This window comes from Haloarcula sp. Atlit-120R (assembly GCF_003665885.1).
Taxonomy (GTDB): Archaea; Halobacteriota; Halobacteria; order Halobacteriales; family Haloarculaceae; genus Haloarcula; species Haloarcula taiwanensis.
Map to the genome: position 1 here is coordinate 1 of NZ_QPLN01000024.1, position 747 is coordinate 747.

Annotated in this window: 2 protein-coding genes and 1 pseudogene; all 3 read left to right on the plus strand. The window is 67.3% G+C overall.

Features of this window, described 5'->3' with window-relative positions:
• The coding region (locus DVK01_RS21975) for a hypothetical protein (RefSeq protein WP_158598798.1) at positions 1-334 on the plus strand (334 nt) is incomplete at its 5' end.
• Complete coding sequence (locus DVK01_RS22910; RefSeq protein WP_255410243.1) at positions 324-458, plus strand: hypothetical protein; 135 nt, start codon at positions 324-326, stop codon at positions 456-458. The genes DVK01_RS21975 and DVK01_RS22910, both read left to right, overlap by 11 nt.
• 2 nt (positions 459-460) lie before the next feature.
• Positions 461-747, plus strand: a pseudogene (locus tag DVK01_RS21020) (hypothetical protein); the annotation flags it as partial.

Sequence of the window (747 nt, forward strand, 5' to 3'; positions counted from 1 at the left end):
GACCGGCTGGGCCATCATCGGGATGGTGTTCTACGTGATCGGCGAGTACACGTCGGTGCTGACAAAGACAGCCTACCCGATCAAGTGGTTCAAAGGCCGCCCGGCCCGGCTGACGACGGGACTGGTGGGCGGCTTTTTCGGTGGCGTGTATGCCGGCGGATTCCTCTGGAGCGCGGCGGCGTCGTTCATCGGGGCTGGCGCACTGGCTGGCGGTGGCACGGTATTCCTCGGACTGACGGGGAAAGAGACGATGGTCGTGTTTCTGGCGGCGCTGGTCGTGGGGCTGGCGCTGTACACGGGCGCGGCCGCAGAAGAGGCGGTGGATGCAGATTAACATCTCGGGCTGGGGTGCGGTCATGCTGGCCGCAGTCGGGCTCGTCGCCATCGCGATGGTCGTGGCCCCGGAGGCAACGACAGACTACGTCAACGGCGTAGCGAGCGCTCTTTCGGGGGGCTAACTGTGGGCGGACACGCACTCTCGGGAGGTGATAGGGCCGCCGTCGCCGCGGTTAGTGTTGCGGTCGTCCTCGTCGCTGTCACCGTGGCGGGCGCGTTCGCGATGCCCGCATCGGCAGCGGTGGCTGACGGACACTACCAAGCGACCAACGAAACGGCCGACAGCGCGTCGAGCGACTGGACAGCGCCGGGACCGTTCAACATCTCGGAGCTGCGGACGGGCGGCGACCAGATATCAAGTGGTGGCTCACAGGGGCCGCCGGAGTCGACGCGGATGCTCCCGACCGGCGG

Bases quoted from the DNA above. Each gene is read 5' to 3' on its own strand.
- DVK01_RS22910 (WP_255410243.1), top strand. From the start codon at position 324: ATGCAGATTAACATCTCGGGCTGGGGTGCGGTCATGCTGGCCGCAGTC.